Source organism: Gimesia maris (assembly GCF_008298035.1).
GTDB lineage: Bacteria > Planctomycetota > Planctomycetia > Planctomycetales > Planctomycetaceae > Gimesia > Gimesia maris.
This window is the reverse complement of record NZ_CP042910.1, coordinates 1,901,131-1,923,786: the sequence shown is the minus strand read 5'-3', so window position 1 is coordinate 1,923,786 and position 22,656 is coordinate 1,901,131. Positions and strand designations below refer to the sequence as shown.

The 22,656-nt window shown below is 52.0% G+C and carries 17 protein-coding genes; 9 read left to right on the top strand and 8 right to left on the bottom strand.

Annotated features, from left to right (window positions below):
* Positions 1 to 16: 16 nt before the first annotated feature.
* The 6 genes from GmarT_RS07310 to GmarT_RS07285 all read left to right on the top strand — a co-directional run bounded on the left by GmarT_RS07310 (position 17) and on the right by GmarT_RS07285 (position 6,418).
* Entirely contained in the window at positions 17 to 1,453 is a 1,437-nt protein-coding gene (locus GmarT_RS07310; protein ID WP_002646063.1) for a cytochrome b N-terminal domain-containing protein, read from the top strand.
* Positions 1,454 to 1,524: 71 nt separating this feature from the next.
* On the top strand, positions 1,525 to 3,117 hold the full coding sequence (locus GmarT_RS07305) for an FMN-binding glutamate synthase family protein (RefSeq protein WP_002646064.1): 1,593 nt from the start codon (positions 1,525 to 1,527) through the stop codon (positions 3,115 to 3,117).
* Between the two features lie 170 nt (positions 3,118 to 3,287).
* A complete protein-coding gene (locus GmarT_RS07300; protein WP_002646065.1) occupies positions 3,288 to 4,505 on the top strand; it encodes a DNA polymerase Y family protein in 1,218 nt (405 codons plus the stop codon).
* Positions 4,505 to 4,975: a hypothetical protein gene (locus tag GmarT_RS07295; protein ID WP_002646066.1), complete on the top strand. Its 471-nt coding sequence runs from the start codon at positions 4,505 to 4,507 to the stop codon at positions 4,973 to 4,975. Before GmarT_RS07300 ends, GmarT_RS07295 begins: the two co-directional genes overlap by 1 nt.
* A 106-nt stretch (positions 4,976 to 5,081) precedes the next feature.
* The gene (locus tag GmarT_RS07290) at positions 5,082 to 5,942 is read left to right on the top strand and encodes a substrate-binding periplasmic protein (protein ID WP_002646067.1); all 861 of its coding nucleotides are present in this window, start codon (positions 5,082 to 5,084) and stop codon (positions 5,940 to 5,942) included.
* The gene (locus tag GmarT_RS07285) at positions 5,939 to 6,418 is read left to right on the top strand and encodes a macro domain-containing protein (protein WP_002646068.1); all 480 of its coding nucleotides are present in this window, start codon (positions 5,939 to 5,941) and stop codon (positions 6,416 to 6,418) included. The genes GmarT_RS07290 and GmarT_RS07285 overlap by 4 nt, the downstream gene beginning before the upstream one ends.
* 40 nt (positions 6,419 to 6,458) lie before the next feature.
* On the opposite strand, the gene GmarT_RS07280 is transcribed toward GmarT_RS07285, so the two are convergent.
* Both GmarT_RS07280 and GmarT_RS07275 read right to left on the bottom strand, forming a co-directional pair.
* Positions 6,459 to 11,759, bottom strand: coding sequence for a hypothetical protein (locus GmarT_RS07280; RefSeq protein ID WP_002646069.1), 5,301 nt, complete (start codon positions 11,757 to 11,759; stop codon positions 6,459 to 6,461).
* 306 nt (positions 11,760 to 12,065) lie between these two features.
* Positions 12,066 to 12,527 (bottom strand): hypothetical protein, encoded by a 462-nt coding sequence (locus GmarT_RS07275; RefSeq protein WP_002646070.1) that lies wholly within the window; start codon positions 12,525 to 12,527, stop codon positions 12,066 to 12,068.
* Positions 12,528 to 13,054: 527 nt separating this feature from the next.
* Between GmarT_RS07275 and GmarT_RS07270 the strand changes: the two genes are divergently transcribed.
* Positions 13,055 to 14,140, top strand: coding sequence for a class I SAM-dependent methyltransferase (locus GmarT_RS07270; RefSeq protein WP_002646071.1), 1,086 nt, complete (start codon positions 13,055 to 13,057; stop codon positions 14,138 to 14,140).
* A gap of 24 nt (positions 14,141 to 14,164) precedes the next feature.
* Positions 14,165 to 14,584 carry a methionine-R-sulfoxide reductase gene (locus GmarT_RS07265; RefSeq protein WP_002646072.1) on the top strand — a complete coding sequence of 140 codons (420 nt, stop codon included), beginning with the start codon at positions 14,165 to 14,167 and terminating at the stop codon, positions 14,582 to 14,584.
* Between the two features lie 4 nt (positions 14,585 to 14,588).
* Here the strand turns inward: GmarT_RS07265 and GmarT_RS07260 are convergent, their stop codons facing one another.
* The 4 genes from GmarT_RS07260 to GmarT_RS07245 form a co-directional block, all read right to left on the bottom strand.
* A complete protein-coding gene (locus GmarT_RS07260; protein WP_002646073.1) occupies positions 14,589 to 16,202 on the bottom strand; it encodes a protein adenylyltransferase SelO in 1,614 nt (537 codons plus the stop codon).
* Positions 16,203 to 16,281: 79 nt separating this feature from the next.
* A complete protein-coding gene (locus GmarT_RS07255) occupies positions 16,282 to 17,931 on the bottom strand; it encodes a hypothetical protein (protein ID WP_002646074.1) in 1,650 nt (549 codons plus the stop codon).
* A 43-nt stretch (positions 17,932 to 17,974) separates the two neighbouring features.
* Positions 17,975 to 18,889 (bottom strand): ABC transporter ATP-binding protein, encoded by a 915-nt coding sequence (locus tag GmarT_RS07250; protein WP_002646075.1) that lies wholly within the window; start codon positions 18,887 to 18,889, stop codon positions 17,975 to 17,977.
* Positions 18,890 to 18,934: 45 nt separating this feature from the next.
* The gene (locus GmarT_RS07245; RefSeq protein WP_002646076.1) at positions 18,935 to 19,357 is read right to left on the bottom strand and encodes a GntR family transcriptional regulator; all 423 of its coding nucleotides are present in this window, start codon (positions 19,355 to 19,357) and stop codon (positions 18,935 to 18,937) included.
* A 242-nt stretch (positions 19,358 to 19,599) separates the two neighbouring features.
* On the opposite strand from GmarT_RS07245, the gene GmarT_RS07240 reads away from it, so the two are divergent.
* The gene (locus GmarT_RS07240) at positions 19,600 to 20,847 is read left to right on the top strand and encodes a hypothetical protein (protein WP_002646078.1); all 1,248 of its coding nucleotides are present in this window, start codon (positions 19,600 to 19,602) and stop codon (positions 20,845 to 20,847) included.
* A 16-nt stretch (positions 20,848 to 20,863) separates the two neighbouring features.
* Here the strand turns inward: GmarT_RS07240 and GmarT_RS07235 are convergent, their stop codons facing one another.
* Positions 20,864 to 22,111: an aminotransferase class V-fold PLP-dependent enzyme gene (locus GmarT_RS07235; RefSeq protein ID WP_198139412.1), complete on the bottom strand. Its 1,248-nt coding sequence runs from the start codon at positions 22,109 to 22,111 to the stop codon at positions 20,864 to 20,866.
* Entirely contained in the window at positions 22,071 to 22,388 is a 318-nt protein-coding gene (locus tag GmarT_RS07230; protein ID WP_002646080.1) for a serine hydrolase, read from the bottom strand. Before GmarT_RS07230 ends, GmarT_RS07235 begins: the two co-directional genes overlap by 41 nt.
* Positions 22,389 to 22,656: the final 268 nt, after the last annotated feature.

The following is a 22,656-nucleotide window of genomic DNA, read 5'->3' as shown; positions in this document are numbered from 1 at the left end:
GCGAGTATCCGGCTGAATGAGTGACAACTTCCTGACTCGAACCTGGAACTGGATTGACAATCGAATTGGTTTTTCCGATTACATTGTTCCGCTGATGGTCCATCTCGTGCCCGACAACGCCCGCTGGTGGTATATCTTCGGCAGCGCCACTCTGTGTGCCTTTGTGGTTCAGGTTCTGACCGGAATCAGCCTGGCCATGTCCTATGTTCCGGGCGGGGAGAACACTTACGAAAGCCTGGTTTACATTACAAATACTGCACCGCTGGGCAGCCTGGTACGGGGCATGCATTATTACGGCGCCTCCGCCATGGTCATGCTGGCCGTCATACACATGGTGCAGGTCTACATGCACGCCACGTATAAATACCCACGCGAAATGAACTGGATGAGCGGGGTCGTGCTACTGTTCGTCGTGCTCGGCATGGCATTCACCGGTCAGTTATTACGCTGGGATGCGAACGGCGTCTGGTCTGTTACCGTCGCTGCGGAAATGGCGGGGCGAACCCCCATTATCGGCCCTACACTGGCACACTTTATTCTGGGCGGTGAGACGGTCGGCGGTTCCACCATCACCCGCTTTTTTGCCATGCATGTTTTCATTATGCCAGCGCTGATTTTTGCCGGCATCGGATTGCACATGCTGCTGATCATGAGGCATGGAATCTCCGAAATGCCCGATGTCAAAGAACCGGTTGACCCGGACACCTATAAAGAAGAGTACGAAAAGCGGATTCACAAGACCGGTGTCCCCTTCTGGCCTGATGCCATTTGGCGGGATATGATCTTCTCCACGATCATCGTGGCTGTCATTTTGGGCTGTGCCCTGTTTCTCGGGCCCCCCGCTCTGGATCCGCCCCCCAATCCCAGCAGTATTAATGCAAACCCACTGCCCGACTGGTACTTTCTCTGGTACTTCGCCGTGCTTTCACTGCTGCCTCCCCAACTTGAAACCTGGGTCATTCTGGGAGTACCGGTCCTGGGTTTTCTGGGCCTCTTCTTTCTACCCATGATTTCCAATAAAGGGCACCGCGCCCCTTCCAAACGCCCCTGGGCCGGCTTCACCGTGATCTTCGGATTTGTCGCCTTCCTGGTATTAACAATTTATGGATATAAAAAACCCTGGTCTCCCGACTTTGGCGTAAAATTTCTGCCGGCATCCATCGTAGGCACCGATCAGGGACCGCTGGCTGAAGGGGCCAAACTAATGCACATTAAAGGCTGCCTGTATTGTCACGATATCGGCGGCTATGGTGGTCATCGTGGTCCGGAACTGACAGAAATCGGGAAATTGCTGACTCGCGACGATTTGATTATCCGCATCAACAATGGCGGACATAATATGCCTGCCTTTGCCAGTTCAATCAGTGATCAAGAATTACAGTTGATTGTTGGTTTCCTGCTGACGCGGGGCGTGATGCATGAGGATAATTCCCCAGCAACCGCCACACCCTGACATCGTCTCTTTACAAGCGATTCCATCGAGTTCAGATCAAATTAACTCATCACTTCTGACAGGTAAGTTCCATGAGATATTCGGCGTATATCCTGACAATCGTTTTAGCACTGCTCTGTCTGATTCTCGGGCTGACTGTTGAAAGTGATTTTCTCTGGGCGCTACTGGTCCTGATTCCCCTGGCGCTGCTGGGAACCTGGGACCTGATACAGACGCGTCACAGTATCACCCGTAATTATCCGATCATCGCTCACATGCGATTTCTGCTGGAAATGATTCGACCTGAAATCCATCAGTACTTCATCGAAAGCAATATCGATGGGCGTCCCTTCAATCACGATGCCCGCTCTTTGATTTATGAACGTGCCAAAAACATTGATGGTTTAAAACCTTTTGGAACCGAACTGGATGTTTACGGCGAGGAATACGAATGGCTCAACCATTCCATGGCCCCTCGTCCAAAATCAAAAGAACTCTTCCGTACCACCGTCGGCGGCCCTGAATGCAAGCAGCCTTACTCCTGCTCCATTCTTAATATCTCCGCCATGAGCTTTGGTGCGCTCAGCCCGAACGCTCTACTGGCATTGAATGCGGGAGCCCAAAAAGGCAACTTCTATCACTGTACCGGCGAAGGAGGCGTCAGCCCTTATCATCTCAAAAACGGGGGTGACCTGGTCTGGCAAATCGGTACGGGCTACTTTGGCTGCCGTAATAACGATGGGACTTTTAACCCTGATCTGTTCCAGGAACAGGCGGCTCATGAATCCGTCAAGATGATCGAAATCAAAATCTCCCAAGGCGCCAAACCAGGACATGGCGGCGTCCTGCCGGCTGCCAAAATCACTCCCGAAATTGCCTCTACCCGCAAGATTCTGATGGGGCAAGACTGCATTTCTCCACCCGGCCATAATACCTTCAATACGCCCATCGGTCTCTGCGAATATATCGCGCAACTCCGCGAACTCTCGGGCGGCAAACCGATTGGTTTCAAGCTCTGTATCGGCCACCCCTCTGAATTCCTCAGCGTCTGCAAAGCCATGCTGCAGACAGGCATTCTCCCCGACTTCATTACTGTCGACGGAGGTGAAGGGGGAACCGGGGCAGCGCCGCTGGAATTCTCTGATAACATGGGAATGCCTTTGAAAACAGGTCTGATCTTCGTTCACAATGCACTCGTTGGCTGTAATCTCCGAGACAAAATTAAAATCGCCGCCGCAGGAAAAATCAGCTCGGCCTTCACCCTGTCCCGCGCCCTGGCGATCGGTGCCGACTGGTGCAACTCCGCCCGTGGCTTCATGATGGCAGTCGGCTGCATTCAGGCCCAGTCCTGCCACACCAATGAATGTCCCGTCGGTGTCGCGACCCAGGACCCCGGACGTCAACGTGCCCTGAATGTTGGAGATAAAAGCGAACGCACGTTTAATTTCCACCACAATACGATGGAAGCACTGGCGGAAGTCATCGCTGCTGCAGGTCTTGACCATCCCGATGAACTTCGCCCGTGGCATATCTACCTCAGAACCAAACGCACCGAAGTTCTGTCCTACCACGAAGCCTTCGATTTCCTGCAACCGGGTGAACTGCTCAACGATTGCCCTTATCCCGTCTATAAAAAAGTCTGGGACCTGGCCTCCGCCGACACTTTTGAAACACACCACGGCTAAACAGCACTCCGACTGACAGCCTTTCAATACCTGCAATTTCAGCTGATCTTTCAGCAAAAAAGATTGCCGCTCCATCCCTGCATAAAATCAGATCGTTGGCACAGATCATTCCGGTACCAATCCGAACACTGTTCAGTGGTATTCCATCAATTCTTTGATACCATCCCCGCATGGTTACCACACTCATTGGACATATTGACTCAGACTGCTTCTATGTAAGCTGCGAAAGAATCAGATCTTACAGTCTGCGCGGAGTTCCCTGTGGCGTGCTGGGTAACCAGGGAGCCTGTGTCATTGCCAAGAGCTACGAACTCAAAGCCTATGGCGTAAAAACAGGACACCCGATCTGGGAAGCCAAGAAACTCTGCCCGCACGCCGTTTTTGTGAAGCGGGATTTTCGCTGGTACGAAGTCATTTCCCGGCGACTGCTTGATCTGCTCAAAACCGTCAGCCCCCTGGTCGAATATTACAGCATTGATGAAATGTTTTTCGATGCCTCCGAGCTTCAGCGATATTTTCGACTCCCCCTGGAAGCTGCCACCCGGGCTTTGCAGACACTGGTTCAGGAGGAAATCGGCGTCCCGGTCTCGATCGGAATTGCTCCCTCCCGCTCCCTCGCCAAACTGGGCAGCGATGCCGCCAAACCGTTCGGCATTCAGGTGATTGAGCGCGACTGTGAACGGTTTCTCCGCTCACAACCCGTGGGAGAACTATGTGGTATTGGCAGCCGTAGCGAGCGCAAACTCCGCGACAGAAACATTCACACCTGCTGGGACTATCGTCAGGCAGATCGTCTGCTGATTCGTAATCTGCTCACCATTAAAGGGGAAGCCCTGTGGTGGGAACTGCGAGGCGACGCGGTCAATCCAATTCAGACCACTCGCCCTCCTCACAAAGCGATTGCCCGCGGCGGCTCGTGTGGCGGAAAGACCATGGATGCCGACCGCATTCGCGCCTGGGCGGTACGAAATATCGAACGTCTGATCGAAGCCCTCGATCATCACCGCGTCTATGCCCGGCACATCAGCCTGCAGATCGACGCCAATAAAACCGCACTCTGGCTGGGACGTACGCCACTGGCAGTCCCTTCCGCATCCTTTCGCATGATTTACGATGCCGTCATGCCCATGCTGGCGACGGCCCCGACCACGCACCCGGTCAGCCACATGCACATCATTGCCGAAAATCTGACCTGGCGGGACCGGATCCAGAAATCATTGTTCTTCGAAGACGCGCAAAGCCCCCTCGATCAGATCAAACGGGACATCAATCAAAAACTGGGCCGGTTTGCCATTCGCAGCGCGGAGACACTGCCGCTGCATGAAATCTACCACGACGCAACACACAACTACGACATCTGTGATATTTCTGGAAAGATGTGCTTCTAATGTGCACCGGAATTACCATTGCCTGGCGGGACATCCCCACCAGACTCATTCGCAAACACCAGCTCGACGAACGCATCATCCAGCGCTCAGAAACAGCAGACAAAGAAATCCTGTTCATGCAGCGACATCGTCAGCCCCTGCTCCCCGTTTTTTACCAGGGAGAACTGCAGATCCTCCCCTGGGGCAATCGGCACCGCCACAACAACGCCCCCCTCGCCTGGTGGTGTGAACTCGCCACGCTGCAATCGGGCGCCTGGTCCCTGTATCACCCCGAACCGGTAGAAATTCTCGCGAACTTCGGGCTGGAACGCGGTGTCTGGTTTCAGATCAGAGAAGGCATTCAAGGCGTCCTCATTCATGACCAGCACGAACAACCCTGCGTCTACCTGCTCCTGCAACCCGCGTCCCACTACTACCAGGTCATGACCGGCTATCACCGCGAACCTGTCTTTCTGGGGGAGCAGATTTGAAAACGCTGGAGTCAGTTCGAGCCATCCAATCCCAACTAAGCTATTGAGTACACACTCATCACGCGATATACTTCAGCAAAATTCCCATCACTCAGGAGAGAAGATTATGAATGGATATCGCTTCTATACTGTCGCCAGCCTGCTGTTACTCACGGCGCTATTCACTGCCTGCCAGAAGTCAACGCCGGCCCCCCAGGAAGAGCCCGGAGTCAATGCAGAAACCGAAATCATCCCCGAACCCAACGCCGGCTCTGAAAAACCGCAGTTGAATGTCGCCATCAGTACGGACATCGCCCCCTATGTCATGAAAAATGGGACGACAGGTATCGAAGTCGAAATCGCCACCCAGGCACTCCCCGGTTACCAGCTCAACTTTATTCAGATGCCTTATGAGAAACTGCAGTCAGCGGTCGCTGAAGATCGGGCCGATATGGCTCTGGGAGTACAGAAATTCAAAGACGTCGAAGGAATTTTCTACTCCGACAATTTCATCGACTTTGTGAACGCTGCCATTACCAAAAAATCAGCCAATCTGAAAATCGAAAAAGTCGCCGATCTGGCTGACCATAAAGTGCTCACCTGGCAGGATGCGTACCTCGAACTCGGCCCCGAATTCGAAAAGCTGTTCGCTCCAGACAGTCCGCAGCGTAAAAATTATGTGGAAGTCGCCGACCAAAGTGAGCAGGTTAAGCAGTTCTGGGACTCTAAAGACGCGGTGATTGTGATTGACCGCAGCATCTTCAATGCCATCAGCCAGGCGACAGAACACAAACTGAGTGAAGTCGACTATGCGTCGATTTTCCCCGAGGCCACCTATTTCAAAGCCAACTTTGAAGAAGCCGACGTCCGCGATGCCTTCAATGTGGGTTTGAAAAAACTCTGCAGCAGCGGCGAGTATGATAAGCTGCTCAAGAAATACAACATCGAACTGCCAGGTACCATCTGCGATTCTAAAGCTCATCCATGACCGAGATCACTTATTTGAAAGGCGATGCCACCACGCCGCAAGCCAGAGGAAATAAAATCATCGCCCATGTCTGTAATGACCTGGGTGGCTGGGGAAAAGGTTTCGTGCTGGCAATCAGTAAACGCTGGCCTGAACCGGAAGCAGAATACCGTCATTGGCATCGCAACCGCGCCCAGAACAATTTCGCCCTGGGCGAAATACAGTTGATCAATGTCGAAAAATACATCTGGGTGGCCAATATGATCGGTCAGCGCGGCATGAAAACCGGCAGCAAAGGCCCGCCCGTCCGCTATCCGGCCATCGAACAGAGCCTGCAATCAGTCGCAGATAAAGCCCGGGAACTTTCGGCATCAGTCCACATGCCACGCATCGGCTGCGGACTGGCGGGTGGAAAATGGGACATGATCGAGCCTCTGATTGAACAGACACTCTGTGTTACAGAGATCGAAGTCTACGTATATGACTATGGAACATAACTTATTCTGGTGCCCCCGGGAAAGGTCTGATTCCAGACAACTATTCTTCTTTCAACAGCGTATACTTCGGCACATAAGGCAGCCGCCACAGAGTCGCTCCGCCCAGGCTTGTTGTAAAAAACATCTGGTTGTTCTTCATGAACACAACATTCTCCACATCGTCAAAATGCGAAAGAGTTTCAATCAGAGGTTCACCAGACCCGGTGTGCCAGACACGCGCCTCACCGTACTTACACCCCGTCGCCACCAGGTTGCCATCGGGACTGAAGCGAACCGTGAGTACCTCGTTATCGTGCTCCATGGGCCGAGCTTTGACTTTACCGGTCGACAGTTCCCACAGCCGGGCAAATCCATCCCGGTAACCGGCTACCAGAGTTTTCCCGTCGGGACTGAAAGCGACAGTATTCACTCCTTCTTCCTGCTGCAGGATCGCAACAGGCGCGGCTGTCAGAGCATCCCAGAGATAGACGCTCCCATCGAGGCAACCTGTGGCCAGCAGCTTACCATCCGGGCTGAGGGCGGCCCCTCGCGTAAACGAACCATGCTTGAGCGGCTTCCCGATCTGTTTGTGCGTCTCCAGATCCCAGACATGGCCGGAACTCCCCGCCAGCGTAAACATTTTCTTCCCATCCGGGCTGAATAAAATTGCCTCAATTGACGCAGTGTGCTGGAATGGCTCGTCTGCCGGTTCACCGGTTGCAGCATCCCACAGGCGAACGGTCTGGTCCCAGCTGCCGCTGGCTACTTTTTTCCCATCAGGACAGAAGGCGACTCTCGTCACCAGATCATCGTGCTGCAGCACTTTGCCTATTGGCTTGGTAGTAACAGTATCCCACAGTCGAGCCGTCTTGTCTTCGCTGCCGGTTACAATGGTTCTCCCGTTGGGAGAAAATGCGGCATCATAAATGGCTTCCGCATGCTTGAGCGAATTCCCCATCTGTTTCCCGGTCGCGAGAGACCAGAGCTTTGCCGTACCATCCACAGCCGTGGTCAGGATCTGGTTTTCATTGGGGCTCAGCAACAGAACTTCAATCCGTGATCCATGCGAATACTGTTTCCGTTCTTCAGCTTCCCTGTTAATCGGCAGCAGCTTGTCATAGGGCTGACCTGATTTTGGATCCCACAGCAAGACCGAATCGACGCTGCCCGTCGCCACAGTTTTCCCGTCCGGACAGATCGCCACCACGCTCACTTCATCTTCGTGTTGAACGGGCATCCTCCGGAGCAAACCACTCTCCACGTCCCAGATATAGGCCAGTTTTCCTGCCGCGGAAATGAGCGTCCTGTTATCGGGACTCAGGGCCAGATGAGAGACTTTTTCTTCATGCTTGAACTCACGGGATGGCACCTCGCGGACCAGCGCGTCCCACAGACGAACCGACCGGTCTTCGCTTCCGGTAGCGATCAGAGTTCCGTCCGGACTGTAGGCCACCACGTTCACCCGGGAGTGATAAGTAAAGGAAACTTCCTGGAGATACTGACCACTGGGAATATCGAACTGATAAATGGCCCGCTTCGTCCGGTCGGTCACCACTGTCTGACGATCTGGACTCACAGCAAATGCGTGCAACGTAAAACTGTATTTAATCAAGTCGCCTGATTTCTGCTGCGTAAAAGTATCCCAGAGCTGTGTTCCTGTCCTTGTCGACACGGCCAGTGTCTTACCATCATAACTCAGGGAACGGCTCTCCTGTTGAGTCTTGACAGGAAACGCCTCGGTCTTAAACTGGCCGGATTTCACATCCCAGAGACGAATCCGTTTATCGAACAGTTGACTCAGTAAATCATCGCTTTCGGTCACCACCGTCTGGCCATCTTCAGAAAACGCCACCGCTGTGACCGGGCCACGATGCCTCCAGGGTTTGCAAATCGGTTCTCCTGTCACAGCATTCCAAAGCCGGGCCGTAAAATCTTTACTGCCCGTCACCACCTTGCGACCATCAGGGCTGAAGGCAATCGAAGTCACAGGGCCTTCATGTTGCAGCCTGCCATGAAATGCTTGAGGGATTTCAGATCCCCCCGGGCGCAGCGCCTCTACCGGACCGGTATTCTGCAGAGTAACCTTCTCTTCGACAATCGCAGCGGGTTTTTCAGCAGCATCCCGCTGTTTCCACAAACAGATCATACTCTCAGCGCTGGTCACGGCTGTATTGCCATCCGGGCTGAAAGCAACACGTTTGACAACCTTAGCGTCATGATAGAAGAGATCGCCTATTCGTTCCTGCGTCTCTCCATCCCACATCCAGGTTTCACTGCCGCCAGCCAGTATGGTCGTTCCATCAGGGCTGAAGACTGCTGATTCAAAGGTAATCGTTGGCTTCATTTCCTTGCCAATCTGTTTGCCACTGGCAACATCCCACAGACGGGCAGCCCCCCAGGACCCCGTCATCAACAAGGATTTACTATCGGGACTGAAGGCCAGCGATTCAATACATTTGGGCAGTTTGATAATTTCTCCCAGCGGCTTTCGGGCAACAGGATCCCAGAGTTGGAACATGCCCTCCTTCAGCAATTCTCCGCCCCCAACCGCCAGGTATTTTCCATCGGGACTGAAAGCGACTGCATACACAGAAGGTTCTATCTCCAGTTCTTCACCAATCTGCTGGCGACGTTCGACATCCCAGAGCTGCACATCATAACCGCTGACAGTCGCCAGCATTTTTCCATCGGGACTGATTGCCAATTGTCTGACTTCGCTGCTCAACTCCAGTGAATCTCCGGAACGTGTTCCTGTTTTCACATCCCAGAAATTAAGGAATTCACCATCATCTCCAGTAATGAGTGTTTTGCCATCCGGAGTGAAAGCAACGGCATTCACATAATACTCATGCTTGAGAGGTTCCCCCACCTGCTCTCCCGTCTCGACATCCCAGAGTCGCGCCGTGTAATCATCGCTGCCGGAAGCCAGCAGCTTTCCGTCCGGACTGAAGACGATATCCTTCACCTCATCGCGATGCTTCAGTACATCGACCGTTAACTGATCGCTGGAGACATCCCACTTCATTTGTTTGTTATACTTTTCAGGATCGTATTCCGCAGCCTCTTTCGAGAGCGGAATCTCGGAAATCTTCCAGACCCGAACTGTCGTATCAGAGCTGGCGGTCAATATGGATTTCCCATCCGGGCTGAAAGCCACATCGGTAATCGAAGCCCCGTGACGTATGGGCCCTGCCACCGGACGCCGTGTCTCCATGTCCCAGAGCATAGCCGAATGATCCTTACAACCGGTCAGTACCAGTTTTCCATCGGGGCTCACTGCCAGTTTCTCAATGGACTCCTCATGATGAAACGCTTTCCCCAGCGGTTTCCCCGTTTCCGCATCCCATAAATGCACATTCTTATCTTTGACTCCCGAGAGGGCATCAGAAATATTGAGCACACTCCCCGCGGTCAGCAGTGTCTTACCATCCCGACTGAAGGCCATCGCCTGCACGATCCCTTTATGCACACAGGGACTCCCCTTTACTTTTTGCGTCGCCACATCCCAGAGGAATGCCTGGGGGGACCAGCCACCGGTCGCCATGGTTTTCCCGTCCGGGCTGAAAGCCAGTACCGTGACCAGACTGTCCTGGGACAGCGGCTGACCGATCGGTCGCCCCGTCGTCATGTCCCACAATTGTGAACGATTCATCCCGCCGGTCAGGATCGTCTTGCCATCGGGACTGAGGGCCATCGAGAATACCGAACCCTGCCCCTGCAGTAGATCTCCTTTGGATTGATTCGTCGCCAGATCCCATTTCCAGACTCGTTCCACATTCGGGTTCGGCTTCAGGCTGGCACTCGCCAGAATCAATGTCTGGCTGTCGGTACCGAACTGAACCGTAGCCAGGTACTTGTTCTGAATTGCCTCACCCTGTTGCTTCCCGCTGGTAAGGTCCCAGACATAAACTGTGCCGTCCCCACAGCGGGTTACCATCAGCTTGCCGTCCGGGCTGAAAGAAGCCTGGTCCACGTCCCGCGGATGCTTAAAGACGAGTTCATCCATTGCTCCCCGTTTGGCTTTTTCCAGCGGAACTGGCGTGGGCGGCTTAGTTTCCCGGGGCTTACTCTTTTCCGCCGGTGCTTTACTTTGAGCCGCACTTGCAACCGTCATCTTCTCTTTCTTTTCCTCAGGCTGCGTCTTGGCTTCTGTTCGCAGCGACTCAATCTGCCTGAGATAAGGCGCATCAGTACATCCCAGCAACACAGTCTCATTATCGGGGCCAACGGTCACCGTGCGAATAGTATTTTCGTGTGTAAAGGGAAACGCCTGCGGAGTATCACCACTGAGATCCCACAGTACATGCGAGTTTTTCCAATCCTTCCGGTCCATGTATTCTACCAGCACGCTTTTATCTTCAGGCGTAAAGGCGAGCGTCTCGACCTCTCCTGTATATTTGAGAGGCTCCTCTTTCCTTTCATTCCGCGTCAGATCCCAGAAGTGAACCTTCCCCGCTTTGGTTCCCGTTAACAGCGTCTTGCCATCGGCGCTGATCGCGATGGCCTTGATGTTCGACTCGAGCCGATACGACTCCTTCTTTAAATTTCTGCCGGGCACATCCCACACTTCCAGGTAATCTTTCCCCGTCGACGTAAACAGGGTTTTCCCATCCGGGGACAGCAGCATCGCTTTGATGTAGGACTTACCTTTCTCCAATGGCTCTCCCGCAAGCTCTCCCTTTTCAACATCGCACACATAGACCACATTTTTACTCGCGGCGAACAGGGTCTTCCCATCGGGGGTGATCGCCAGACTCAACACTGGCCCTTTCAGTTTCAGCTCTTTGTCCTCGTCCAGTTCTCCTGTTTCAGCATCCCAGAATTGAACGGTACTGTCAGTGCCACCACTGATCAGCGTTTTCCCATCGGGCGTAAAGACAATATCACTAACGCGTCCTGACAGGTGATGGAGTTTCTTTCCCTTCTGCTTACTGCTCGCCACATCAACAATCTGCGCCGAACCATCATGGCTGGCAACCACCACACTCTCAGCGTCCGGACTAAAGACGATCTTCTCGACTGGACCTCGGAACTGCAGTTTCTTCCCTTTCTGCTTGCCGCTGGCCACATCCCACAGCTTGGCCGACTTATCATCCCAACTGCCGGTCACAAGTGTTTTGCCATCGGGACTGAAGACCGCGGAAATGATCTGCTTCTGCTGTTTGAGAGGCCCTTCAAACCGGGGAGGCACAACCTGTTTGGGCGCCGTTTTTTTTACCTGCTGCGGTCCAGGGTTCAGAGAAAACCAGAAAGCAGTCGTCCCCGCTGCCATCACTAGAACTGAAATCCCCAGCAGGCTCCAGCCAAATTTTGAATATTTTTCAGGGGCTGGTTCATGCTCGAGGCTGACTTGATCTGTCATTATCCTGCTCGTTTTCTCAGTACGGAATGGATTGTTTCTGGAGAGCACCCGCCAAACATGAACACAATACACGTGTCACATTCGCACAGATACACCATAATTGGTCAAAATTCAATACACAATCCTTCGCTGGTAATTTTTACCAGATGCGCAGCATTCAAAGGCTCCCTGAACACCATCTGTAAGCAGTATCAGAGCTGTGTAATTCGATCATCCCTGTCAAAAGAAAAACAGGAGGCCGTAAGCCTGAGCAAGCCCCGAAACCGGTCAATCTCACAGACTTTCGAAGATACTTCGAGATCAGTATCAGTCGGCAGCACCGATGTCGTTATTGAACGCGTCCTGCAGAATCCGGCGTTCGTGACGTTGATGGGCGATGTAACTCGTAATCCAGTCGCGGAGTTCATCTCGTAATTCACTCGCAAGCTGCTTCATCTGCTGCAATGGTTGCGAATCCTGCATCCGGGTGCGCAGTTCGTCCAGCTTCTTTAATAAATCGCAGCGTTCCTGGTACAGGTCTCGCACCTGCCCCTGCCAGTTGGGATGCTCTTCGAGAACTTCTTCCAGATAACCACCTTCATCCTGTAACTCGAATTCACGCGGCATTGCCTTCAAAAGTGTATCGAGTACTTTGGAGATCCATTTCCAGGCCTCCGCATCACCGTCGGCTTCTTCCAATAAGTCCAGTAAGTCGCCTAACAGGATATATTCCAGCGCTGAAATCTCTTCCAACGCGCCATCAACAAGACATGAATATTTTCTGGCCATTCTAAACTCCTTGAATCGCAAAGAGACCACTCCGCGCAAGACGCTCTCTCTGTTACGGGATAGATTGATGTGACGTAGGCAACTCCTGTTTGAAATTTGCTGGATCAATCGGAAATGAAATAAGAACGCTGTGATTTGCTGATATCAATTTACCATCCTGAAGAGAGCCCGTCAAAAATATTTTCGCAGAATCAAATTTCCACAGGATTACAGAAAGGCGCCCCAGTTCCTTCCCTCCAAACCAAATCTTTCAACCTCATACAAGATTGAGAGTTAGCATTTTCCGTTAAAGAGTTTTCTCATACTTTAGACACCTGTACTATCCATCACCGACAATCTGACAGATTCTGCTCTGACACCGCACAGAGCGTGAAATCTCCTCTCAAACCGCGGCGATATTTCATTGCCGTTGATCAATAGATTCGCGCCTCTTGTTCCGCTACACTGAATTTAAGACTACTCTGAAAGAATCCAGTTACAATCATTCATATCACTGATCACGTTTGCTTTAGAAGCAGGATCAAGACATGCCTACGACCACCGGGATGAAAGGGGGCGGCTATTACGATGCCAACTCCCGAGAACAGCGTTCTGCTTCGCAGGCTTTTCTTCCCTGGCTGGAAACAGCCGTTGCGGAACTGCCTGAACCATCGCCTCACCAACAGTCATGGAACCTGCTCGACATCGGTTCGTCTGAAGGTGCGAATGCCATCTCTACCACCGAACAGCTCATAACCTGGTTAAGGAAAAGAAGTGAGCTGCCTGTCTGGGCATTCTTTGATGATCTGCCGACCAATGACTTCAACCAGATGTTCCTGAACCTGTTTCCAGCCGGGAAACCTGTCATTACTGCCAACGACATTTATACCGCCGCCATTGGAGGTTCTGCCTTTGAACGACTGGTTCCCCCCGCCAGCCTGCATATCGCGACCACCTTCAATGCGATCGGCTTTTTTGAAACCAGACCTGCTGCCTCGCTGCCGGGGTTCATCCTGCCTATGCTGCCTAACCTCAGAGCACCACGAGACGGCGTGCAGGTCAGCGAAGACGAATTGATCCCGTTTCAAAAGCAGGCACATCAGGATCTCTGTCATTTTTATCGAGCACGAGCGGCAGAACTGGTTCCCGGCGGAAAACTGCTGGTTCAAATATTCGGGAGAAATGAAACACATTCCACGGGTCATGGAATAATCGATGTACTCAGCGACGCCTTACTTGATTTCGTTGAGGCAGACCTGCTGCCCCGCTCTTTCTATGAGGAATTCCTCTTTCCTGCTTCCTATCGAAATACGGCAGAACTGATTGCTCCTATCGAGAATGAACCCGACTTGACGGCTGCGTTTCGTGTCGATCAGCTTGATGCACGCGATGTACCGGTTCCCTTTAATGATGTGTTTGCTGAGAATGAAGACCGGGCTGCCTGGGCGAAAAGTTATACAGGCTTTCTGCGCGCTTTTACTGAACCCGTCCTTGCTGCCGCCCTGCCAGAATATTTGCCACAGGAAAATACTGTGGATAAAATATACCAGCGAATTGATCGCCTGTTGCAGGATCATCCAGATCGGTATGAATTCCATTTCATTTCGATCGCAACATTACTGACACGACTTTGAACGATTAGATTGAGGGATAGAACTATGGTATCGGAACCATCCGAAGCAAAATATAACCCGCTCACCCCCGAAGAAGCCCGCGTCATCCTGCATAAAGGAACCGAGCGCCCTTTTATCGGCGAATACACCAACCTCAAGTCAGAAGGAACATTTATCTGTCGCCAGTGCAATGCACCTCTCTATCGCAGTGAAGATAAATTCGAGAGTCATTGTGGCTGGCCCAGTTTTGACGATGAACTGGAAGGCGCGGTAGATCGCTTCCCCGATCCGGATGGCTCTCGCACCGAGATCGTCTGCCACAACTGCGGCGGTCATCTGGGTCACGTTTTCCTGGGGGAACGCATGACCGATAAAAACACCAGACACTGTGTGAACTCCATTTCGATGAAGTTCATTCCCGCCGGCGAGGAATTGCCCTCTGTGATTTCAGCGGACAAACCCTGATAATTCACGAGCTGCAGGACAGCATCGAACAGCCGGGACGATTGCGGGCCCACTCCGGTCGCCTCCCGGCGTATTCTTCCTGTTCAGGCTGCTCGTCATAAGGACGTCTCAACAGTTCCAGCAGCTCATTCACCAGGGAGAAATCGCCTTCGGCTGCTTTATCAATCGCCAGTTGCGCCAGATAGTTTCGCAGTACGTACTTGGGATTCACACGATTCATCCGTTCCCGCCGCACTGTGTCGGAAGACTGCTCCTCACGCAGGCGTTTTAAATATCTCTCCAACCATTCCACAATTTTCGCGCGCACATCACCCGTGACTTTGTCCGGTTCGTAATACGCATCCATCAACGGCGCCAGTAACTCGGCTGCATCGGACGATGGTTGACTTTCGGCTTTCAATAATGCCAGTCGACGGAAGAAAATGGTCATGTCCGTTTCTACCAGTTGCAGCACCTGCTGCAGTTCTTCAATCAGCGGCAAATCAGTGTCCCTCTGCAGTGAACTGAATCCCAGTTTCTCTGCCATCATCTGCTGGAATCCCTGTTCGAACCCGTCTACATATTCATCCAGCGATTGCTGTAGCGGTTCGGCATCTTCAATTAAAGGAAAGATGGCATTCGCCAGCTGTACGAGATTCCATAAGGCAATCTGCGGCTGATTTCCAAAGCGATAGCGTCGCCCCGCGGCATCAGTGGTGTTGGGAGTCCAGTTGGGGTCATAATCTTCCAGCCAGCCATACGGACCATAGTCAATCGTCAGTCCCAGGATTGACATGTTATCCGTATTCATCACGCCATGCACAAAACCGACACGCATCCAATGGATAATCATGTCCGCCGTACGACGACAGACTTCTTCGAACCAGCGCAGATAGACTTCACGGCTCGGTTCACCCAGCTCGGGAAAGTCAGTGCGAATCGTATAGTCGACCAGTTTCTGTAACGGTTCAATTTCACCACGGGACGCGAATATCTGATAATTCCCGAATCGCAGAAAAGAAGGCGCGACGCGACACACCACAGCCCCCGGCTCATGCTCGGGATTCCCATCATAAAACATATCGCGCAAAACCTGTTCCCCGGTAAGAACCAGACTCAGCGCCCGTGTTGTCGGCACTCCGAGATGATACATGGCTTCACTGCATAAAAATTCGCGCACGGACGACCGTAACACCGCCAGTCCGTCAGCAGTGCGAGAATAAGGCGTCGGCCCTGCCCCCTTTAACTGTAGTGTCCAGTGTTCCCCTTTTTGATTGCGAACCTCTCCCAGGTTGATCGCCCGGCCATCTCCCAGTTGACCGGCCCAGTTCCCAAACTGATGCCCGCCATAACACATGGCAAAAGGGTCCATCCCTTCCAGAACCTGGTTCCCGGCGAAGACCTCGGCAAATTCATCTGATTCGACCGCAGCAGTGGAAAGATCTAAAAGATCCGCCACTTCTTTCGAATACGAGACCAGTTGCGGCTGACTCACTCTGGTGGGGGTGACGCGCGAGTAACAGGCCTGACTCACCTGCCTGCGGAAGTTCTCCGTCTCCGGATCAGCGGGCATTTCCCGGGTAAACTGGTTATCAAATTCAAGATCATGCAGATTTTTTATTGTTTGTTGACTGTTCATACCTGAATTCTATCAGCTGAACAGTCTGAAGAAAAGATATGCACTTTCAGCAACCGCTTACCGAACTCTAAAACAACATTCAGAATTCCAGCTGTTTAACCTTTCGTGAAGCGAGATACGCGGTTAAGACCGTGATTGCAGAAATCGTACCAAATACCGGGGGAAAATGATTTCCTGAGAGATCAAACTGACCCTGACTCTCAGCGGTAAACAGATTGTTATAGACATACATCGGGTCGAATTCCATGATTCCAGGAATAGATTCAATGACCATGGTACTGATAATAAATATCGCTAACGCCATCACGGCTCCCCGTACAGGTTTTTTCCACCAGCAAACCCCCAACACAGCGAGAGAATACATCATGGCATGTAAAATAGGAAAACAGGCGATATACGACCAGCTTAACAGATTTCTGTCATGGATATACTGATTATTAATATAAGGATCCAATGGGGATCGGGAGAGCATGTTCCAACCGAGAAGAATGGTAGTACCATCCAATACGGTCAGTACAGCACACAACCCAACCAGATATTTAAACCAGAACCAGTGGTTCATTTTGAGAGGTCGAGACATCCAGAAATGCCCCAGTCCTGGTGTAAGCTCCGCGGCAAATATTCCCGACCCGACAACCGTCGCCCAGAGTATTCCAATAATCCACATTGCCGATGATAGACTATAAACTGTTAACTGTATCGTTCCGCCTTCCGTATAACTACTCGTAAGAATATTCGCAAACGACATCAGACAGGCTAAGGCGAGTCCAGCCAAAGCTAATGGAACTGACTGTCTCAAATTAATCCAGGTTAGAGAAAAATATTGTCCCCGATGCGGGAACGAGATCCACGAGAAGAAAGGTGGCCAGCTCCAGCGACGATTCTTTCTTCCTGTGAGATCCAAACTCCGCGTTCCATAACGCTGCGTGAACCAGTACCCCAGCCCGCATAGTATCAGCACATTCAAACACAAAGGCAACCAGATACGATTTGACATATCAAGATCACTGAAACTGCCGACTCCATCTCCATAGCCATAATATATAACCATCGACTGGGGAAACAGCACACCAATCCAGTCTTCCAGGTAAAACAATCCCGCTCTGGATAACATCACGCGGGCTTCCGTTGGTAGAATCCAGGCAAACGAAATCGCTGCTCCCAGGAAACCGATGTGTGATTCTTGTCGTCGTCGCGCACCAGCCAGCACTAGAACCATAAATAAAGCAGTCGCCGATACGGAAGCGACACTGGTAACTTTTGCCAACAAAATCAAGCCTGCCGCGGGTGTCAGACTCGGGAGTTCCCCAATGGAGAAACCGGAAGGGTACCCATCTCGACGCTGAGGAACCTGCTCCAGTATCCCCAAAGCCAGAAGTAAAGCGAGTATCATTGATCCCAGAAAGATGGGGCCCACGAGAGCAATGATTCCCCCAACCAGCCTTGTAACCGCCACCCGCGAAAGAGATACCGGTAAGGACGAAGTAAACGGAAGAGTTCCTTGCGTGACTTCGCTCAAACAAACCCGCATCGCAAGAAACACGGTCATGAACATACTGTAGACCATACAGATCGAACCGAAACGAGCGACCGGGGTGCGATAACCTGAGACCAATTCATAGATCGTCACATAGACCACACCACACAGAATCCACGCCAGACAGACAAAAAAGGTCCGCCTGCGTTCCCGCCATTCTTTCCAGACCAGAGACTGTAATACTAAATCCATCTGACTGTTCCTTGAAACGAGCCCACTTTTTCAGCAGTATTGCTCACACAACGACGGGCATCCCCGCCTGGGGCCAGGCTTGCGTACGACCAATCACAAACGACTCAAAAATCTCATCCAGGCTCAACTCCACAATTTCATGTTCGATACCCAGTGAATTCAGCTGTTCCACGAACCGTTCCGCTCCGTCGACGGTCACAACGAACTGTGACTCCCACACTCGGACATCCAGTAATCCGGGAGGAGGCATGACTCCTGCGATTTCCACCGAATTCAGTACAAAACGTTTGACCTCGGACCGCAGTGTTTCCGTCGCAGACTGTCGAATGATTCTTCCTCCATCCAGAATTGCGACAGCATCAGCCACTGCTTCGACTTCATCCAGCAGATGTGAGCTGAACAGTACCGTGCGACCCGCTGCCTGCAGATGTTCAATCAGATCACGGTTAAATTCTTTGCGGGCAATCGTATCCAGTCCCAGAGCGGGATCGTCGAGAATCACCACATTCGGCTCATGCGCGAGCGCCAGTGTCAGTCCCAGCTTGACGTTCTGCCCCTTGGAAAGTCGTTCAATCCGCTGATGTCGGGGAATATCAAACCGCTCCAGATAATCGTCTGCCAGCGACTGATTCCAGGCCGGATAAAAGGGATTCAGAAAATGACACAATTCCACCGCCGTCATCCAACCATACATCGTCTGATCTTCCGCCAGATAGCCGACGCGACGCCGCAACTCGATCGCTTCCCTTGTGGGATCGCAGCCATCCACTTGTATTGAACCGGCATCCGGCTTGAGTAACCCCAGCAACATGCGAATCAGCGTCGTCTTACCAGCGCCATTTCTGCCCAGCAACGCCAATGTCTGGCCGCGGGGAATCTCCAGTGAAACTTCTTCCAATACAACATTCTTACCAAACTGTTTTAGGACCTGATCAATTTTGATGGCTGCTGCTGACACGTTCGACTCCTGTGAAATAGATGACTTTCCCAATTCTGTCTCGTGTTATTGACGCGTTGCTGCTTCTGTTTTTAATTCCCGTTTCGACTCTGCAATCGAGGTCGTCAACAGCTTTCGGAGTTCAGCCGCGGTGAGTCCGAGCAGTAACCCCTGGTGAACCACCGCTGAAAATTCCCGTTCCAGTTGCTCCCGCTGCTCCGCCATCTGCTGTCGATTTTCGGAGAAGGCAGCCTGGGGTAATACAAAAGTGCCTTCCCCATGCCTCATTTCCACCAAAGACTCGGCAGCCAGTCGCTCATAGACGCGCACCACCGTGTTAACATTCACCCCCAGCCGCGATGCCAGCTTACGTACGGAAGGCAGACTGTCTCCCGGCAGCAATGTCCCGGAAAGGCAATGTGCCCGGATCTGCTCCATGATCTGCCGTGAGATCGGCGTTGAAGAACCACGTTCGATTCGGATATGCATAAAAACTCACCTCAAAGAGTACACAGTACTATAACAGTACGTTCTTGCATGTCAATCTTATTTTTTTGAGAAGCACCCGTGAAATACGCTCTCACCTCCGTAACTGTGCCTGCTTCTCCAAAAACACTTGTAGAAAAGCAGGCAATCCTTCATAGTTAACATAAACCATCCTTGATATTTCCTGCATTCACTTATGCTCAGAGTGATTCACCAGTCAGGATGACCCCGAGAGGAGCAAAAACATGAGTCTCATCAATCGTCGCACCTGGTTGCAACAGGCTTCCGCAGCCACCCTCCCCTGGTTGATGACACAACCTGTCCCTGCAGCTGGCACCACCAAAAGATCAAAGCTACCAGTTGCTGCTATAGTGACCGAATACACGCCGAACTCGCATGCAGATGTGCTGGTCGGAAAAATCCTGGAAGGCTTCCAGCAACAGGGAGGCGTCGGTCCTGACTTAAAACTGGCTGCACTCTATACCGATCAGGTGCCGGCGAGGGACATGAGCCGCAGCCTGTCACGTAAATACAAATTCCCTCTGGCAGGAACGATTGAAGAAGCGATCACGCTCGGAACAGATCAGGTCCAGGTCGCAGGAGTTCTGATTGTCGGCGAACATGGCAACTACCCTTTTACACCTGACACGAAACAACACATGTATCCCCGTAAACGGTTCTTTGATGAAATCACAGCCACGTTCAAGAAATATGGCAAGTCGGTTCCCGTGTATAATGACAAACACATGGGTTATCGCTGGGAGGACGCCAAAGCCATGTACTATATGTCACTCAAAATGAATTTTCCCATGATGGCCGGTTCTTCCCTGCCCGTCGCCTGGCGCAAACCGAGATTAACGCTACCCGAGAATTGTGAAATTGAATCCGTGCTGACAATCGGTCGTGGTAATTTTGAAGCCCACGGCTTTCATTCGCTGGAAGCCCAACAATGTTTAATTGAACATCGCAAAGGTCCTGTGGGAGTTACCGCTGTGGAAACCGCGCAAGGCCAACAGATCTGGAAAGCCGGACGGAAGGGAAAATGGGATCGGGCCATGCTGCAGGCGGCGCTGGATGTAATCCCGAATGTCGCCAAAGGAGACTGGGAGGAGATCCTGAAAGATGACAGTGCGTTCTATTTTCTGGAACATCAGGACGGTTTAAAAAGTACGATCGCGATGGCAAATCGACTCAGTCGGCATTATGCTGTCGCCGTTAAACTAAAAGGAGAAGACAAACCGCGGGCCACCTGGTTCAAACTGGAACTCAAGCCCCCGTTCGGTCATTTCGCCTACCTGCTTCAGGCCATCGAACACATGATACATACAGGCGAACCAGCCTATCCTGTCGAGCGAACGCTGCTGACTACCGGCATTCTGGACGCCGTCATGCATAGTCTGGCAGCAGACGGCAAACGAATTGAAACGCCTCATCTGGCCATTGATTACAAGCCCACCCACTGGCCGTATGCGAATCAGACCGCTCACCCCTGACCAGTTCAAGAAAACCTTATTTCAGCAATTCACATAAACGTTGTGCCAGCAGACTGACCTGATCTGATCTTAGACACAGTGGGTTGACCGACAGCAGGCCTTCATGCAACCGGGCATGACCTACATACACCACAGGCGTACCCTCTCTCAATTTCCGGCAGACATCAAAGGCTGTTCCGACTTTGTCTTCTTCAATCTGAATCTCCAGCAGCGGCCAGCGTTCACTGCATTCCGGTATTACCAGAGACCAGGCGGCATTCACATTCGCCTGTTCCAACTCTCCTGCGATCTGTTCCAGCCAACGGCGGTACTCCTGGTTCTGCGCATCGTAGGCACCGGAAGAAAACAGTTCTAATGCGGTCAGCAACGCAATAATCTCTTCTTTCGAAACTTTCAGAGCGCGTCCAATCCCGTGCCGGGGAATACCATCGAACATTGTCAGATCAATCAGGTCGGCCGGAGGATCCCACAACTGCCCGTGATCGTCCATATCAAGCAGTTGCAAAGCTGCAGAAGAAATCAATTCCCGCTTTCCACATAACAGACCTGTCGACTGCGGACCGCGAATTGCTTTTCCACCACTGAAGGCAATCAGGTCGGCTCCCGTAGCGGCAATTGCTTTCAGATTGGAGCGTGGCGGCACTTCTCCTGCTGCATCAACGAGAACCGGAATCCCCCGCTGCCGGGCGACTTTGATAACTTCACTCAACGCCGGCTGTGAATTTGCTGCATGGACATAGACAATCCCCGCAGTTTGCTCATTGATGGCAGCAGCATATTCCCAGGGTTCCGTGCGTCGAACTCCGGCATTCGAAACAATTTCATTAAAACCGACTTCTACCAGCCGTGCCCCGGATGCCCTGACTGCATGGTCATACCCGCTCCGCTGTTCCCGCGCAATAATAAACTCATGCGGAAAACCGTCACAGTGAGGCAGTTGTTCCATCCGCCTCAAATCATGCCGTGCCAGTACCGCAGCCGCTCCCAGTGTCAGCGCTCCCGCAGCACCGGAGGTCACCAGACCGGCCTCCGTACCGGTATGCTCGGCAATCTTACGTGAAGCTGCAGCCTGCAACTGCTCTAGCGAAACAGAGACTTCAGACGCCTGTCGAAATGCCTCCAGCACTTCTTCAGGCATCGGTGCGCCACCCAGTCGAGTCACGCTGCCACAGGCGTTAATAATCGACTCCACACCAAAACGTTGATAGATACTCACCCGCGACTCACTTTCCATATTTCTGGCGTGCCCAGTTTTTGAAGGCACGCTGAGCTTCTTTTCCTTTTCCGGGAAATCCACCATGCTGCACCATCCAGATGGTAACGAGCCCGTCTGCAGGTCGAATTTCCATATTCGTGGCGTGCGCACCACCATGTCCAAACCAGTCTGGTCCGACTGCCAGCCCCAGTCCGTAGCTTTGCTTAACTGCTTCAGGCGTCTGTCGCGTTGTCGATGCTTTAAACTCGTTTTCGCTTAAATAACGTTTGCCCTTGAACTCTCCTCCGTTAAGCAGCATCTGACAGTAAATCGCAGTGTCCTTCATCTGTTGAAATTAAATTATCAAGTCCTTCATCTTACCGAAAGTATGTATCCAAGGTAAAGCGGGCAGACCAATCCTGGTCAAACCGTACGGGTCAGACAGAAGAAATTCATAAGTGTCGAATTGATTCATCGATACTTTTTTTCTGATTCCGGGCAATCATGAACAACTGCACTATAGTCGAGACTCCTGTTTTGTCTATGATTAAGTGAAGACTGCAGGTATCCGATCACACCTGCCCAGCTCATTATCTACTTGACAATACTAATCC

Coding starts and splice junctions, on each gene's coding strand:
- GmarT_RS07310 (WP_002646063.1), top strand. CDS start 17: ATGAGTGACAACTTCCTGACTCGAACCTGGAACTGGATTGACAATCGA.
- GmarT_RS07305 (WP_002646064.1), top strand. CDS start 1,525: ATGAGATATTCGGCGTATATCCTGACAATCGTTTTAGCACTGCTCTGT.
- GmarT_RS07300 (WP_002646065.1), top strand. CDS start 3,288: ATGGTTACCACACTCATTGGACATATTGACTCAGACTGCTTCTATGTA.
- GmarT_RS07295 (WP_002646066.1), top strand. CDS start 4,505: ATGTGCACCGGAATTACCATTGCCTGGCGGGACATCCCCACCAGACTC.
- GmarT_RS07290 (WP_002646067.1), top strand. CDS start 5,082: ATGAATGGATATCGCTTCTATACTGTCGCCAGCCTGCTGTTACTCACG.
- GmarT_RS07285 (WP_002646068.1), top strand. CDS start 5,939: ATGACCGAGATCACTTATTTGAAAGGCGATGCCACCACGCCGCAAGCC.
- GmarT_RS07280 (WP_002646069.1), bottom strand. CDS start 11,759: ATGACAGATCAAGTCAGCCTCGAGCATGAACCAGCCCCTGAAAAATAT.
- GmarT_RS07275 (WP_002646070.1), bottom strand. CDS start 12,527: ATGGCCAGAAAATATTCATGTCTTGTTGATGGCGCGTTGGAAGAGATT.
- GmarT_RS07270 (WP_002646071.1), top strand. CDS start 13,055: ATGCCTACGACCACCGGGATGAAAGGGGGCGGCTATTACGATGCCAAC.
- GmarT_RS07265 (WP_002646072.1), top strand. CDS start 14,165: ATGGTATCGGAACCATCCGAAGCAAAATATAACCCGCTCACCCCCGAA.
- GmarT_RS07260 (WP_002646073.1), bottom strand. CDS start 16,202: ATGAACAGTCAACAAACAATAAAAAATCTGCATGATCTTGAATTTGAT.
- GmarT_RS07255 (WP_002646074.1), bottom strand. CDS start 17,931: ATGGATTTAGTATTACAGTCTCTGGTCTGGAAAGAATGGCGGGAACGC.
- GmarT_RS07245 (WP_002646076.1), bottom strand. CDS start 19,357: ATGCATATCCGAATCGAACGTGGTTCTTCAACGCCGATCTCACGGCAG.
- GmarT_RS07240 (WP_002646078.1), top strand. CDS start 19,600: ATGAGTCTCATCAATCGTCGCACCTGGTTGCAACAGGCTTCCGCAGCC.
- GmarT_RS07230 (WP_002646080.1), bottom strand. CDS start 22,388: ATGAAGGACACTGCGATTTACTGTCAGATGCTGCTTAACGGAGGAGAG.